The 14,931-nt window shown below is 56.6% G+C and carries 13 protein-coding genes; all 13 read left to right on the top strand.

What is annotated here, in order from left to right; all coding sequences use genetic code 11:
* The first annotated feature begins 927 nt into the window (after nt 1-927).
* On the top strand, nt 928-2,055 hold the full coding sequence (locus VB144_01605; protein MEA4882351.1) for an ABC transporter ATP-binding protein: 1,128 nt from the start codon (nt 928-930) through the stop codon (nt 2,053-2,055).
* Nucleotides 2,052-2,945 (top strand): sugar phosphate isomerase/epimerase family protein, encoded by an 894-nt coding sequence (locus VB144_01600; protein ID MEA4882350.1) that lies wholly within the window; start codon nt 2,052-2,054, stop codon nt 2,943-2,945. Before VB144_01605 ends, VB144_01600 begins: the two co-directional genes overlap by 4 nt.
* Nucleotides 2,946-3,015: 70 nt before the next feature.
* The gene (locus VB144_01595) at nt 3,016-4,104 is read left to right on the top strand and encodes an extracellular solute-binding protein (GenBank protein ID MEA4882349.1); all 1,089 of its coding nucleotides are present in this window, start codon (nt 3,016-3,018) and stop codon (nt 4,102-4,104) included.
* Between the two features lie 164 nt (nt 4,105-4,268).
* The gene (locus VB144_01590; GenBank protein ID MEA4882348.1) at nt 4,269-5,105 is read left to right on the top strand and encodes an ABC transporter permease subunit; all 837 of its coding nucleotides are present in this window, start codon (nt 4,269-4,271) and stop codon (nt 5,103-5,105) included.
* A gap of 4 nt (nt 5,106-5,109) precedes the next feature.
* The gene (locus tag VB144_01585; protein ID MEA4882347.1) at nt 5,110-5,928 is read left to right on the top strand and encodes an ABC transporter permease; all 819 of its coding nucleotides are present in this window, start codon (nt 5,110-5,112) and stop codon (nt 5,926-5,928) included.
* A gap of 186 nt (nt 5,929-6,114) precedes the next feature.
* Nucleotides 6,115-6,915: a BtpA/SgcQ family protein gene (locus VB144_01580; GenBank protein ID MEA4882346.1), complete on the top strand. Its 801-nt coding sequence runs from the start codon at nt 6,115-6,117 to the stop codon at nt 6,913-6,915.
* 27 nt (nt 6,916-6,942) lie between these two features.
* Nucleotides 6,943-8,457 carry an FGGY-family carbohydrate kinase gene (locus VB144_01575; GenBank protein ID MEA4882345.1) on the top strand — a complete coding sequence of 505 codons (1,515 nt, stop codon included), beginning with the start codon at nt 6,943-6,945 and terminating at the stop codon, nt 8,455-8,457.
* 63 nt (nt 8,458-8,520) lie between these two features.
* On the top strand, nt 8,521-9,309 hold the full coding sequence (locus VB144_01570) for an SDR family NAD(P)-dependent oxidoreductase (protein ID MEA4882344.1): 789 nt from the start codon (nt 8,521-8,523) through the stop codon (nt 9,307-9,309).
* A gap of 58 nt (nt 9,310-9,367) precedes the next feature.
* A complete protein-coding gene (locus tag VB144_01565) occupies nt 9,368-10,195 on the top strand; it encodes a carbohydrate ABC transporter permease (protein MEA4882343.1) in 828 nt (275 codons plus the stop codon).
* Nucleotides 10,196-10,306: 111 nt separating this feature from the next.
* Nucleotides 10,307-11,584, top strand: coding sequence for an extracellular solute-binding protein (locus VB144_01560; protein MEA4882342.1), 1,278 nt, complete (start codon nt 10,307-10,309; stop codon nt 11,582-11,584).
* Between the two features lie 115 nt (nt 11,585-11,699).
* The gene (locus VB144_01555) at nt 11,700-12,593 is read left to right on the top strand and encodes a sugar ABC transporter permease (GenBank protein MEA4882341.1); all 894 of its coding nucleotides are present in this window, start codon (nt 11,700-11,702) and stop codon (nt 12,591-12,593) included.
* A gap of 28 nt (nt 12,594-12,621) precedes the next feature.
* Nucleotides 12,622-13,530 (top strand): inositol monophosphatase family protein, encoded by a 909-nt coding sequence (locus VB144_01550; GenBank protein MEA4882340.1) that lies wholly within the window; start codon nt 12,622-12,624, stop codon nt 13,528-13,530.
* On the top strand, nt 13,520-14,284 hold the full coding sequence (locus VB144_01545) for a DeoR/GlpR family DNA-binding transcription regulator (protein ID MEA4882339.1): 765 nt from the start codon (nt 13,520-13,522) through the stop codon (nt 14,282-14,284). The genes VB144_01550 and VB144_01545 overlap by 11 nt, the downstream gene beginning before the upstream one ends.
* The last annotated feature ends 647 nt before the right edge of the window (nt 14,285-14,931 follow it).

Genomic DNA, 14,931 nt, shown 5'->3' with positions numbered 1-14,931 from the left:
CCATATACGATTTTGTGGTCGCCCGAACAGATGAACAGACCTTCGCTTGCATTCCAGAGGGCACGTTTGTCCGAGCTTACGCCGATGTCCCACATGCGTCTGTGTCCCATATTCGGCACCCTGACGGCACAGGGTTGAAGGCTTTTTCAGCCGATTAGCAGGCCTGCGAATGGAAAGTGATTCCTTTACGGCCTGAATGAGTCGGATAAGGTCTGGAACGGGCGAGTGATCGAGCAACTGGTAAGTCAACTCACCGACAATCTGACGGAACTGGTGTATGTGGCCCATCCGGCTAGCGAGCAAATAAGCCTTTAGCTGGTCACTCTCCAAATGCCTGCTTGCCATATGTTACATGCGGAACGTGAGCTATAGTGCCCTGTGCGTTCAACAGCTCAGACCTGCGGTTGCCTATGGCCGCGTCCTCGTACACTGTGTTGGAGTTGGCTGGCTATCTCCCGGGCGGAATCCGGATCCACTCACCATGTGTTGCTAGTTGTTGCTTATTGAGCTTATACGTGCCCATTTGTGATAACTACGCGTCGGACACCTATTCATGATGCCGAAATCCCGCTCATAGATGAGCAACGGTTACGTACGGCGATGCGGCATTTGGCCAGCCCATCTAGGCTCTAGGCTGTGCCAATCGGCTGAAGCATACAGATTATGCAGCGCAGCAAATATATCGGCGAAATAGTCGCATTAGGAGAAGGAGTTCCCGGTTGGGTGTCAAATAGCATAAGCGAACACAATCGAACATATATGAACTATGGGGACGGGCTGCCACACATGGCTGTGGTTTCGGGATGGCAGCTTCTGCGCGAGATCCGTGCTTCCGAGACACCCCTCTGAGGTTCGCTATCGCATGAAGGCGTGGGTAGTTCTGTCCCGTTGCACGCCTGAGATGCTTGATGTGAAAGGAGGAGCAGAATGGCCTGTTCTACTGCGGCATTGGAGCTTGATGCGGTCAACAAGGCGTATGGAAATGTGCAAGCACTGGCGGGATATTCTCTGCGAGTAGCAGATGGAGAGTTGGTGTCTCTTCTTGGCCCATCCGGATGCGGCAAGAGCACTGCCCTGAGGGTGGTAGCTGGCCTTGAGCAGCCAGATTCCGGCTCCGTCTATCTGGGCGATTCCGAGGTGACTTCGGTTTCTCCGGAGAGACGCGATGTGGGGCTGGTTTTTCAGTCGTACGCACTGTTCCCGCACATGACCGTTGCTGCGAATGTGGCATTTCCGATGATGATAGCTCGCCGACCTCGCAAGGATGTCGACGATACGGTTACGCAACTGCTGGCAATGGTGCAGCTAGAGGGATTGGAAAATCGCTATCCCAGTCAGCTGTCTGGAGGGCAGCGGCAGAGGGTAGCGCTGGCTAGAGCCCTTGCCAAAGGGCCAAGAGTGCTGCTCCTTGATGAGCCGCTTTCCGCTCTCGATGCGAAGATCCGCGTCCAGCTTAGGGCCGAAATTCGAAGGCTCCAGACCTCACTTGGAATAGCCACGATATACGTGACCCATGACCAAGAGGAGGCGCTGTCGATTTCCGACCGCGTAGTGGTGATGCGGCACGGCAGGATTGAACAAGAGGGCTCGCCCACAGACTTGTACGCCCATCCGAGCACCCTTTTCGTGGCGACCTTTGTTGGTTCGTCAGCTGTCTTCCACGGTCAGGTGGCAGTACACCGAGCTGATGGCGCCTTTGAAGTGGACATTGGAGGGTCTCGCGTAGTAGTCAGCCCGGGCTTAACGAATGCGTCCAATGGGAGTGCAAGGCGCATTATCGAGGGCAGCGGAGCGGCAGTTGTAGTGCGCCCTGAGAATGTGAAGGTGTTGAGCTCTTCGGAGAGCCTACCGCCGTTCTCGAACTCATTTGAAGGCTTGGTGGAGGTTGTGACTTTTCACGGTAACTCAGCAACAGTGCATGTGCGCGTGAATCGAAACACGAAGGTTGAGGCGATTGTGGAGCCGGCCAGACTGAGCGAGCTTCCCCCGGGAACTAGTGTGTGGGTGGCTTTCGCTCCTGAGAACGCCTGGCTAGTTCCGGATGAGGGCAGGTGAGCAATTTGCCAAGCGATGACATTAGGTTCGGATTCCGTCTTCATCAAGAACTCGATGGATGCCTAGAATGGGCGGAGCAGCTATTGGATGCGGGGTTCAGTTGGGTGGAAGTCCAGGCGCCTAACGATTCAGGGGCCTCGATGGAGCCGATACTGTCCAGAATTGCTCTGCCGTCACAAATCAACCGTTCCGTACACTCCAGGTTCTACGGCATCAACCTTGCGTCGCTTACGCCAAGAGTGCGCGAGGCCGCGGTCGACTATGCAATGGACGATCTGCACTGGGCGGCAAGTATTGGGGCGAGCACTCTTGTTATTCATGCGGGCGAGATGTACTGGTATGATTTCCCTCCCGAGGGTCACCCCTGCCGGGCGGACTTCACCAGAACAATATCGAGGTTGCGGCGCGAGCACCTACATGCTGCCTCTGAGAGCATCGTCGAACTGGCGGGTGAAGCCAGGACCATGGGAATCCTTTTGGCTGTTGAGAATCTGTACGCTCCGTGGGAACTGCTTTGCACGCCATCAGACATGGCTGCCTTTCTCAATGCGGCGGGCCCGGATGTGGCATGCGCCCTCGATATCGGTCATGCATCCATTGCAGGGAACAAGCCGCTGGAGTATCCCACTTTCCTAGCCGATCGCATTAAGCACGCTCACATTCACGTGAATGATGGGTTGATTGACTGCCATTGGGCCCCCGTTCGCGTGCCTGGGCAGAGCAGTGAATGGGCCGTTGCTCTGGCGGGATTGGATGCAATTCCCCCCTTGGTGATGGAGGTTCCGACCTGTGATGCCGGCGAGTGCATCAGGAGCATGGAAATGCTCAAAAGGATGGTGATGACTGAAAGAACGAGGCGAAAGGACGCGGAGGCGGCCACAGGAGCGTGATTCGACATCTAGCTCTCGATCAGTTCAACTCGGAGATGCGGAGACGAATCAGAAGGAGGCGCCAACAGCGATGAATAGGCGAACAAGCAGGATGGCAGTCGTTTTCGGACTGGTGCTTTGCTTGGCCATGATGGCAAGAACCTCGTGCGTCACAGCGACTTCACTAGGATCACGCATTGAGGAACTCAAGGCAAAGGCAGTACGTGAAGGCGGCGTCATTTACACCTATGGAATGCCTGACACATGGGCGAACTACGAGAAAATCTTCGCTGAGTTTGAGCGCATGTACGGTATCAAGCATCAAGACATTGATATGGGAAGTGCGGTGGTTCTCAGCCGCATGAGCGAGGAGAACGCGGCTAAGAACGACATTGCGGATCTGAGGCCATCATTTGCAATTTCGCTGGCCGAACGCGGCTTGACTGCTGACTACAAAGTGACCGTATGGGACAGCATCCCGGCAAGTCAGAAAGGGATCGGTCCTTCAGGCTCGGTGTGGAACGCAGCTTACAAGGGCACGATGGGGTGGATTGTCAACACCCGCATGGTGAAGAACGTGCCGACGAAGTGGTCCGATCTGACCCGGCCCGAGTACAAAGGAATCATCAGCTACATGGACCCCCGAGCGACGGGAACAGGCATTTGCACCGTAGAAGCCGTGTCAACAGCCATGTGCGGGGATCCTTACAACTACAAGGCCGGTGCGGAGTTCTTGGGTAAACTCCACAAACTCGGGCAAGTTGCGATAGTTGACCCGAAGGTTACAGTGGCCAAGTACCAGCGAGGAGAAGTCGGAATCCTCATCAACGTCGATTACAACCTTCTGAAGTGGAGTGATGAGCTGGGAATACCATCTAGGGTGGTCATCCCGGAGGACGGAACCGTGAGCTCAGGACACTCAGTGGTCATAGCCAAGAGTGCACCGCACCCATATACGGCTCGGTTGTTCCTTGAGTTTCTCATGTCTGACGCGGGACAGCAGCTCTATGCTGAGGCGTTTGTTCTGCCCATTCGACAGGACGTTGCGATGCCCAACGCCGTAGCGGCGAAGATGCCGTCGGCGTCTGCGTACAGGGCGGCCGCGTTCATTGATTACGCACGAGAGGCAGAGATATCCGAAAACCTGGCCAAGGCTTGGGCGGAGGCGACCGGGCAGTAGGGTACAGTATGCGCGCAGTGGGGCGTCGGCGGTGTTCATGTATGCGGCGGCGCCCCAGTCGCTCCGATAGAGAGGCTAGGTGATCATCCATGAGCAGATCTCCGATACGCACGCTGCCACATTCGGATGCACATCTTTCCTTCAGGCAGGAGTACTATTTTCTTATGCCTGCAGCTGGTTTTCTTCTGCTATTCCTGGGTTATCCGCTAACTACGGTGATTCGTCGCAGTTTCGTGGACAACGTGTCGTTGGCCTACACAGCGAGCAACTATACACGCGCGTTGACATCAGTACGCTATGCGAGCGCTATGCGCAATAGCCTGCTGTTCTCCACAGTCTGCACGCTGGTTGCAGCGGTCGCTGGAACGTTCGTTGGATTCGTGGCTAGTGGTCTTCCAGAGCGCCAGAAGAGCATAGTGCTCTCCATTCTCTCATTGCCCCTAACCCTATCCGGCCTTGTAGTTGCCTTTTCGTTCATCGTGTTGCTCGGACGCAACGGCGTGGTGAATCTGCTGATTCGGAGGACCTCCGGAAGCTCGGGTTTCATGTTGTTCGATCTGTACAGCTGGCGGGGTCTGCTTTTCGTATACTCTTTCTTCAATGTGCCACAGATGGCATTGACAATGGCTGCTGTATTCGGAAACCTCGATCACAGTCTTGTGGAGGCTGCACGCAACGCGGGTGCAAGGCCGTGGCAGACGTGGATATACATAGTAATACCGGTGCTTGCGCCGGGCTTCGTGGCGGGCATATCTATCGTATTCGCCGGGATGATGGGAGCCTTCGGCACAGCTGTTGCGTTGACAGGAATGGCCAGGAACTTGTTTGCACTCCAGATATACTCCCATACGTCTGAGGCATCATACAATCTACCTCAGGCCAGCGCGCTTGCGGTGATGCTTGCTGCCACTACGGCGCTGATTCTGTGGCTGTTCGGTATCCTGGGCAGGAGGTTGGGACGCCAACGTCAGCCGAGGACGACGCCTGCGGTGGAGGAGTAGAGTCATGTCAAGACGTGGCAGCATCGCTCAGAAGGTCCTGATGACCGTGGCCATCCTGTTCATCGTGGCGCCCTTGCTCATGCCCATCATCTACTCGTTCAGCACAGTATGGTACGACCTGCTGCCGGAGGGCATGACCGTGAAGTGGTATCACAAGCTGATCAGCGATCCCAGATACCGTTCAGGGGCCATGGTGTCACTCAGTGTTGCGCTTCTGGCAGTGACCGTAGATGTGGCGCTCTGCGTTCCCGCCGCATACTCCCTGAACCGACTGATGCAGAGAGGCAGCAGGAGCGAGGAAATCATAAGCCAGCTTGCCCAGGTGTTGCCCCTGGTCATTCCCCCACTTGTCATTGGCGTTGCCCTGCTTCAGGGATTCAGCCGTGCGCCGCTGGCACTGACAGGGACCATCTGGATGGTGATAATCGCGCATGCGCTGATTGGGTTCCCGTTCATGCTGAGAAACGTCTTGGTGACATTTCAGACCATAGACGAAGTCACGCTGTCGGAGGCGGCGCAAAGCCTTGGCGCCAATACGTGGCAGCGCTTCAGGTACGTGCTTGTTCCGAATGTGTTGCCAGGAATCGTGTCTGGAGCTCTCTTGGTGTTCTCCATTTCAATAGGCGAGTTTGAGGTTACGAGCATGGTTGCGGGGTTTGGCTGGAATACTCTGCCCCTGCTGCTGTTCCGCAGTCTCATGGATGACATACGCATGGCCAGCGCGATTTCTGCGGTTCTAGTCTACATCTCGCTTGCGGCTTTTGCCGGCATCATTTTCTTGTCTAGGAGAGTTTACCACGTTCGGTCCGGACTGCGGCAATAGGTCGCCTGTGAGCATGGCCCGAGGCGGCTGAGGAGAATCGTACGAATGGCGCAGGGGCGGGTCGGTTCTGGACGCGGTGGGAGCGACAACTTGGCAATGGGCTGCATGATCCTGCCACAGACCATCACAGATCGGTGCAATAATAATCGACCACGTTTCTCGTGGTCGGCTATGGAGGGGTCTCTCATGAGTTTCCGGCTGAAAGACATCTTCAACGTTGAAAAACCCGTGATCGCTATGGCCCATTTCCCGCCCATGCCAGGCTCACCGCTGTATGATGCCTCCGTTGGCGTCGCCGGGATATTGAAGTGGGTCAAGGCAGATGTGGCCGCGCTGGAGAAGGGGGGCGCGGACGCGATCATGTTCTGCAATGAAGGCGACAGGCCGTACTACGTGGGGACCCGACCCGAGTCGCTGGCGGTTATGGCGAGCGTGGTGTCCAGAGCTACGGAGCATTTGTCCATCCCGTTCGGGGTGGATATCCTGTGGGACCCGATCGGCGCCATCGCCCTTGCAAAGGCTACGGAAGCGCGGTTCGTAAGAGAAGTGTTCACAGGGGCCTACGCGAGCGATATGGGGCTTTGGAACACCGCTTGCGCCGATGCGGTGCGCTACAGGAAGCACGTGGGCGCTGACGACGTGAAACTGTTTTTCGTAATAAACGCGGAATTCGCTGCTCCCATAGGTGAGCGCTCAATAGGGCCCCTGGCGAAGAGCGTGGTCTTCTCGTCGCTTGCGGACGCAGTGTGCGTGTCGGGCCCGATGACGGGCGTATCGGTGGATGAGGAGAATCTGGAACTGGCGAAGAGAGCTGTTCCAGACACTCCGGTTATTGCTAACACCGGGGTTCGACAGGAGAACGTCCAGCGGATTCTCAGTATTGCAGACGGCGCCATTGTAGGTACAGCGCTCAAGAAGGACGGTTGCACGTGGAATTCTGTCGACGTAGAACGAGTGATCGCCTTCATGAAGGCTGCGCGAGAGTAAAACCCAGGTTAGGGGTGCGATTGACCAATGCTGCTGATAGGTATCGACATAGGCACCACATCGGTGAAGGGCGTCCTCATTGACGACCAGGGCCGACTAGTTGGCGATGCGTCACGGGAACACGATCTCATTTCTCTGCAGGCCGGATGGGCCGAGGAGGATCCGGGGATCTGGTGGGACGGGACCCTGGATGTCCTGAGGAGACTGGCGATGCTTGCCTCGGCGGACGGGAGAAAGGTGAGGGCTCTCGCGGTCAGCGGTATGGTTCCTGCCCTGATCCTTCTGGACGAGCGTGGCAATCCCCTGCGCCGTTCGATTCAGCAGAATGATGCCCGGACCCATGACGAGATTGCGCATCTGCGCGATGCTCTTGACGAGCAAGAGGTGTTCAAGCTGACCGGGGGCGGGATTAACCAGCAGACAATCCCGCCCAAGCTCCTCTGGCTGCAAAAGCATGAACCCGATGTGTTTGGGGCTGCCAGACACATCGTCGGGTCGTACGACTACATAACCTACCGCCTGACGGGCCGACTCACGCTGGAACGCAACTGGGCACTCGAGAGCGGCATGTTCGATGTCAGGTTGGAGGAGTGGATTCCAGCCACACTTGATGCTGCCCGCATCCACAGGGACATGCTGCCGGCGGTGATGTCGCCCGGACAGATCGTCGGTCCGATGCTGAAAAGCGTGGCTGACGAGGTGGGCCTTGGCGACGATGTGATTGTGACAATAGGGTCCGGCGATCATGTGGCGTCCGCATTTTCATCCGGAGTCAGAAGCGATGGGGACGTGCTCATCAAGTTAGGAGGGGCTGGCGACATACTCGCCTGCAGCGGCGCGCTCAAGTATGATCGGCGGGTCTTCATCGATTACCATCTGATCCCCGGCAAGTTCCTGCCCAACGGGTGCATGGCCTCCTCGGGTTCGCTTGTCAAATGGTTCGTGAACAGCTTCTTCCGTGAAGAGAGGGAGAAGAGCGAATCGGAGGGCCACAACTTCTACGCATGCCTCGATGAGTTGGCTGCTGGGATACCTGCCGGTTCCGAAGGACTCGTGGTATTGCCGTATTTCGTGGGAGAGAAGACGCCGCTCATGGATCCGCTGGCCAGGGGGGTGTTTTTCGGCCTGTCCACCTACCACACGGCTGCGCACATATACCGGGCTATCCTCGAAGCCGTGGGCTACGGGTTCATGGACCACATCCGAGTATTCCAGGACATGGGGCTCAACCCGAAGCGTTTCTTCATGAGCAACGGCGGGGCGAAAAGCGTTCTGTGGCGGCAGATTGTGACCGATGCCGTGGGCTCGCCTGTTGAGTACATCACGCACCATCCAGGATCATCGTTGGGAGCGGCATTCGTTGCTGGAATGGGCATCGGCGCGTTTGGGTCATGGGACGACATCCTCGCGTACATACCCGACCGAACCCTAATGGAACCCGACATGGCGAAGCACGAGACATATATGGCTTACTTCGATGTGTACCGCAATTTGTACCGTCATCTGAAGCAGGACTTCCGAGACCTTGCGGGAGTCTCGTGAGAGCGCGTCCGGCATTGCGCTTCGCATAGCGCCTCGCGGCAATGGAAGGCAGCTAATGAGAGGGTGGTCTGTTTGAGAAGGTTTGAGGGGAAGAACGTTCTGGTGACGGGCGCCGCTTCAGGTATTGGAAAGGCGATTTCGGAGGCGTTTGCGTCCGAGGGGGCATACGTCGTTTGTACTGATATCAACCGGGGCGCTCTTGACGATATGGTGGCCGTGATCGTCAAGAGTGGGGGCCGAGCCGAGGGGCAGGTCATGGATGTCACCCGGGCGGGTCATGTGAATGAGGTCATCAATGGGGTTGTCGCAAGTCTGGGCAGGATCGACGTGCTTGCCAACAACGCTGGGGTGTCAAGCATGGCCAGTGTGCTCGATCTCACCGAAGAGGAATGGGACTTCAACATGAACGTCAACGCCAAAGGAGTGTTCCTGTGTTCGAAGGCGGCGCTTCCAGCGATGATCGCTCAGGGCGGCGGCAAGATAGTCAATACGGCGTCCATGGCGTCTAAGATCGGCGCTCCTTTCCTGGCCCACTACTCAGCATCCAAATTCGCGGTGCTCGGTTTCACGCAGGCGTTCGCGCGCGAGGCAGCGCAGTACAACATCAATGTTAACGCGGTGTGCCCGGGGTTCGTGGCCACCAGCATGCAGGACCGCGAGGTCGTATGGGAAGGCAAGCTGAGGGGCATGTCATCCGAAGAGGTTCGAGCGGACTACATCAGGCAGACCCCACTCGGACGACTCTGTCAGCCCGAGGATGTGGCCCGGGTCGTGCTGTTCCTGGCTTCCGATGACGCCGATTTCATGACGGGGCAGGGCATAAACGTGACCGGTGGAACTTGTTCCCACTGATGAGACTACGTCTGAGATGGCAACTGTGTTCAGTAGCCTAGCGGGGGGGGTGGCGCCCATGAAAGCCAGACGCGCCAAGGTATGGGCAGATGTCGGAACCTATTTGGCTTTGAGCGTGTTCTCGCTTGCGATTCTACTGCCCATCTTGTGGGTCGTGCGGACTTCACTCGCGCCTGATGTGATGGCGTACGAAATACCGCCTCGGCTGGTATTTCAGCCAACACTCCAGAACTACATTGAGCTGTTCAAAGTCAGCCACTTCGATGTGCATCTGAGAAACAGCCTTGTGATTGCGCTGCTGTCCACTGCCCTCGCTACCCCGATAGCCGCATTAGGCGGTTATGGGTTCGCCAGATATGGCTCGGGAGGGCGAACGCTGCAGTTTGCTGTTCTAGGAACGCAGATGCTTCCCGGCATTGTGCTCATCCTGCCCATCTTTGCGATCTATACGCGACTCCGAATGGTCAATACCATACAGGGAATCACGCTTGCGTACCTTGCATTCAACCTGCCGGTTCTCCTGTGGCTTCTGATGGGATTCTTCCAGGGAATTCCCATAGAACTCGAAGAAGCGGCGATGATAGACGGGTGTACTCCTTTCCAAGCATTCTTCGATGTCATATTCCCCATTTCGGCGCCTGGCATCATGTCGGCTGCGGTATTGAGCTTCATACTCTGCTGGAACGAGTTTCTGTTCGCGCTGATTCTGACCGGAAGCAAGACAGGTACAATACCTGTAGCCATAGCCGCGATGCAGACACAGAGGGGAGTGCTCATAGGGAAACTCGCCGCCGCTACCACAATAGGCATTGTCCCCATGATAATCATCGCATTGTCTCTGCAAAAGTACCTGGTGAGAGGATTGTCGTTCGGAGCGATCAAGTAGGATCCGGAGGTGATGTGCCGGCTATTGGCGCATTCATCTGGTGTTGCATGGTTGAGCGGATGAATGGTCAGGCGAACACGTGTCCACAGAACACTGAAGGGGGAGATCCAATTGAGAAGATCGCTGCTTGCTGTGTGTCTGATTCTTGCCGTCATGCTTGCGAGCGGGGTTCAGGCAGCCGCACCCAAAGTTGCCCTCGTCATGCTGATGGAGGATGTTCCCGAAACCAGAATCATTGAAACCCTATTGCCCGAATTCGAGAAAGCAACGGGCATCGGCGTGGAATTCGAGATCGTGCAGTATGGAGACATGCATGCCAAGCTGGTAACTCAGTTCATGAGTCCTGAGTCGCATTACGATGTGATTCAGGTCGACAACTATTGGGCGGGTGAATTCCCGGCGGCCAGGTGGCTGGAACCGCTGGACAAGTACATAAGCCGAGACAAGTTCGATATCTCCGATTATGTGCCCTCGATGGTCGACATGGTCGGCTACTACGACGGCAAGTTGTACATGCTGCCAATGTACAACTATGCAATGTGCATAGTCTATCGGACTGACCTCATGTCGGATCCGAAACTGCAGAAGGCATTTGAAGCCGAATACAAGGCTCCGATGCTGGCTCCGACTACTGTTGCAGAGTATGTGACGTTGTGCAAGTTCATGCAGAAGAACGCCGGCGTGTCTGGATCGGCCATGCAGGCGCAACGCGGCGATCCCATAGTCATGGAGTGGTCTAACTACCTGTTCAGCTGTGGTGGAAGCTACTACGACAAGAGCTGGCATTCCACAGTGAACAGGCCCGAGGCAATCAAGGCGACAGAGCTGTACATCGACAACGTCAAGCACGGTGCGCCGCAGGGAGCGCTTTCATTCAACCTCGACGACGCGTTCAGGGTCATGTCCCAAGGTCGCGCCTTCTCAATGATAAGCTACAATTGGATGCTGCCGCAGCTGAACGATCCTTCCAAGTCCAAGGTCGCCGGCAAGGTAGCCATAGCTGCGATGCCTGGCGGAATAGGCCTAAACGGGGGTTGGGGATGGGCTATCGCGCACAACGGGACCCGTAAGGAAGAGGCATGGCGGTTCATCAAGTGGGTTGAGTCGCAGGAGACTGCAAGGAAGAGAGCGCTTCTAGGAGGCGCTCCTACGAAGCGAAGCATGTTCACTGACAAGGAAGTCGTCAGAAACTATCCGTGGTATCCACAGGTCCTCGATATATTGGAGAATGCCCGCCCCGTACCGGAGTTCCAATACTCGGCACAGATGATCGAAGTAATGGGTCGAGAGCTATCATTGGCAGCATCTGGGCAGAAGGAGATAAAGGCGGCTCTCGACAGCGCTGCTAAGGAGCTGGATGCTCTGGCGCGGCAGTCAAAAATGAAGTAGCGCACAGTACATAGTCCAGAACACGCGGGCGATCAGGAGCGGGGGTCGGCGCACAGCCGGCTCCCCGCCCACAAACTGGTCGACACTCAATCTATTGCGGAGGCTGCTTGCGGTGATGAACACTTACAGAAGCTATCGAGCGCGGCAGATTAGGCTCAGGGGATTGACGTTTATACTTCCAACGCTAATCATCCTTACTGCAGTTGTCGCCGTGCCGCTGCTGTTTTCGCTTATTGTCAGTTTTTCGAACTATACGTTCATATCGCCGCGGCTTGGCTCATTCGCGGGGATCAGGAACTACGTGAGCGCCCTCAGCAACGAGTACTTCTGGAACTCGCTGTGGGTTACTATCAAGTTCGCGCTTTTTGTGGTCACCCTCGAATCTGTCCTGGGGTTCTCGATTGCGCTGCTCCTGAGCCGCGATATCAAGTTCAAAGCGGTCTTCTATACCATACTTACTATTCCAATGGTCATGTCTCCTGTGGCAGTAGGGCTCATATGGAAGATGCTTCTCCACGCTGATCTGGGTATTGTGAACTACCTGATATCCGCTATGGGATGGCGCCCCATAGACTGGCTCGGATCTCCAAGAGGGGCGATATGGTCGATTCTGATGGTAGACATATGGCAACAGGTGTCGTTCATGATTCTGGTGCTTCTAGCCGGCTTGGTGTCGCTTCCGAAGGAGCCGTTCGAGGCTGCGAAGATAGATGGCGCTAGTCCGGTGCAGACGCTGTTCCGCATCACGATTCCCCTGATGTCCCCAGTAATCGTCACAGCGCTCCTCATACGTCTCATATTTGCCTTCCGGACCTACGATCTGATCTACGTGATGACTAAGGGCGGACCTGGCGTGGCTACTGATGTGATAAGCTACTACATTTACAAGCGCACATTCACGGGCTTGAACCTGGCTGAAGCTGCAGCGTTGTCGTGGGTGCTTCTTCTGGTGGTGCTGGGCATAGTAGTGGTGCTTTTTAGGACAATGCTGCGTCAGCAGGACGCCTGATGGCGGCGCAGAGGCAGGTGAGACAGGTTTGATCGACGAAAGAACACTGGGCAAAGCACTCGACGTCGCACGCGACGCGGCCCGAAGCGCTGGAGACCTGCTCACAGCGATGATCGGGACTCGCCGGACTGTGCAGTTCAAGGGTGAACGAGATATGGTGACCGACGCCGACAAGGCCTCGGAAGGCCTCATACTGTTGGCCATACGGTCGGAGTTTCCGAGCCATTCCATCTGTGCCGAGGAGCAGGGGCAAATTGAGGGACAGGGGCCCGGAGCGGTGTGTGAGTGGTTCATCGATCCCCTGGACGGAACCACCAACTACGCCCACGGGCTGCCGTTCTTCGCGGTATCGATAGGCCTGTTCGTTGATGGTTTGCCGGCAGTGGGCGTGGTATACTCACCTGTGTCAGGGGAGCTCTACAGTGCGGCTTCGGGGCGCGGCGCGTTCCTAAACGGCAGTAGAATACACGTGTCGTCAACGTCAGCCATGGCTCAAGCGCTAGTAGCTACGGGTTTTCCCTACGACATGGCGGACTGCCGAAACAACAATATGGACGTATTCGCTCGTGTCATCCCATTAGTTCAGGAGGTCCGCAGATTCGGTGTGGCCTCCCTGGATCTTGCGTATGTTGCGTGCGGAAGATTCGATGCGTACTGGGAGCCTGGTCTTGCCCCGTGGGACATGGCAGCGGGGGCGGTGATTGTGGGGGAGGCGGGCGGCGTTGTGACGAACTTCGCCGGCGGCCCCTTCAGGGTAGGCGGGAAGCAAGTCCTGGCTGCCAATTGCGTGCTTCACCAAAGCATGCTGCACTTGGTTTCCGGTCAGGGCACTGTTCAGGATGCCAGCCAGGGCGCCAGTCGAAATTGCAGCCCTGATACTAGCCAGAAGACCATCCGGAGTAGTAATGGCGAGGCGGCGATTCGCAATGCTTGCTGAGGAACGGCGTAGCAGGATAATGCAGCTCATTAGCGAACACGGCTCAGCGGCCGTGGCCGATCTGAGCGAGACGATGAACGTATCTACGATGACGATACGGCGGGATATCGCGTACCTCGCCTCGCAGGGAAGGGTGATCAAGGCCCACGGAGGCGCCGTCTCCGCCAGGGAGAGCACCGCATCCGAGCCGGGGTACGAGATCAAGGCCCGGGTGAATGTGGAGGAGAAACGACGGATCGGACTGACCGCCGCAGGCATGGTTGAAGACGGCGAGACCATTGTGCTGGATTCCGGTTCCACCACATTCCAGATAGCTGCCCTTCTCAGGAGCAAGCGTGATCTCACTGTAGTCACCAACGATCTGGTGATCGCCACGAGCCTGAGCAAAACCCCGTCTATCTCAGTGCTTCTCATCGGCGGCAGCATTCGGCCAGGCATATTCTCTACCGTTGGACCATACGCAGAGGAGATGCTGAGGCAGCTGTCTGTGGACAAAGTGTTTCTGGGCGCCGATGCTGTAGACGCGGCTAAAGGCGTCATGAACAGCAACCCGGAGGAAGTCCCCATCAAGCGCCTTATGATGAGAGCTGGGCATCGCGTGATCCTGGCGGTCGACCACTCCAAGTTCGAGAGGATCGGGCTTTCCTTTGTGTGCGGTGTCGCCGACCTTGACATGATCCTGACTGATAAGGGCATTGGCGATGAGACGCTCGTCGGCCTGAGAGACACTGGCGTAGAAGTGACAGTGTGCTGACACAGACTGACAGGTTGCTGTGTCATCTACGGCCGCTGGATGCAGTTAGGCCGCAAGTGAAGGTAGGTCGAAACAACCGTGCCCCTGCGGTAGCGGCAAGAGGTATAAGGAGTGCTGCGGGTCTCCAAGCGGAGCGGGTGACTCTCCGGATAACGCGGGCGCTCAATGTCGACCAAACCAGCAGTGTCGCGCGCTCAATGCGACTCAATTGGACATTGACCGTGGAGTCAGTGTCCATTCCGTAGACATTCACGGTCCGGCTCCATCAGTCGAGGTTCGCGCGAATTCCCTGACGCGCCCGGGCCATTCTTGAAAATGCGTCTAGCACGGACTGGCCTGTGGCACATTATGCCATAACTCTCGCCGGGAAAGCTTCCTGCCTCCAATCTCGCCGTGGCGCACGTTCGCATGGCTTCAATGCCGGATTCATCGACATCGCGGGTGTCTCAACGTCGATTCCATCGACATTGAGCTCGTCTCATTGCTGGATTCGTCGACATTATATGAATGACAATCGAGAAGTTCACTTGGCCCCAGACGCGCTATGTCGGGCGCCGCCCACAGCAGATCTCCGGCTCCTAGGCTGCACGTTGATGCATTAGGCGGCGAGAATGTAGCTTGCACCTGCCAGCAGTAGGCCAGGGCAC

This window comes from Clostridia bacterium, from assembly GCA_034926675.1.
GTDB lineage: Bacteria > Bacillota > DTU025 > DTU025 > DTU025 > JAYFQW01.
Note: the sequence above shows the minus strand (reverse complement) of the source record. Positions and strands in the feature narration are given on the sequence as shown.

Bases quoted from the DNA above. Each gene is read 5' to 3' on its own strand.
- VB144_01605 (MEA4882351.1), top strand. From the start codon at position 928: ATGGCCTGTTCTACTGCGGCATTGGAGCTTGATGCGGTCAACAAGGCG.
- VB144_01595 (MEA4882349.1), top strand. From the start codon at position 3,016: ATGAATAGGCGAACAAGCAGGATGGCAGTCGTTTTCGGACTGGTGCTT.
- VB144_01590 (MEA4882348.1), top strand. From the start codon at position 4,269: ATGCCTGCAGCTGGTTTTCTTCTGCTATTCCTGGGTTATCCGCTAACT.
- VB144_01585 (MEA4882347.1), top strand. From the start codon at position 5,110: ATGTCAAGACGTGGCAGCATCGCTCAGAAGGTCCTGATGACCGTGGCC.
- VB144_01580 (MEA4882346.1), top strand. From the start codon at position 6,115: ATGAGTTTCCGGCTGAAAGACATCTTCAACGTTGAAAAACCCGTGATC.
- VB144_01575 (MEA4882345.1), top strand. From the start codon at position 6,943: ATGCTGCTGATAGGTATCGACATAGGCACCACATCGGTGAAGGGCGTC.
- VB144_01565 (MEA4882343.1), top strand. From the start codon at position 9,368: ATGAAAGCCAGACGCGCCAAGGTATGGGCAGATGTCGGAACCTATTTG.
- VB144_01555 (MEA4882341.1), top strand. From the start codon at position 11,700: ATGAACACTTACAGAAGCTATCGAGCGCGGCAGATTAGGCTCAGGGGA.
- VB144_01545 (MEA4882339.1), top strand. From the start codon at position 13,520: ATGCTTGCTGAGGAACGGCGTAGCAGGATAATGCAGCTCATTAGCGAA.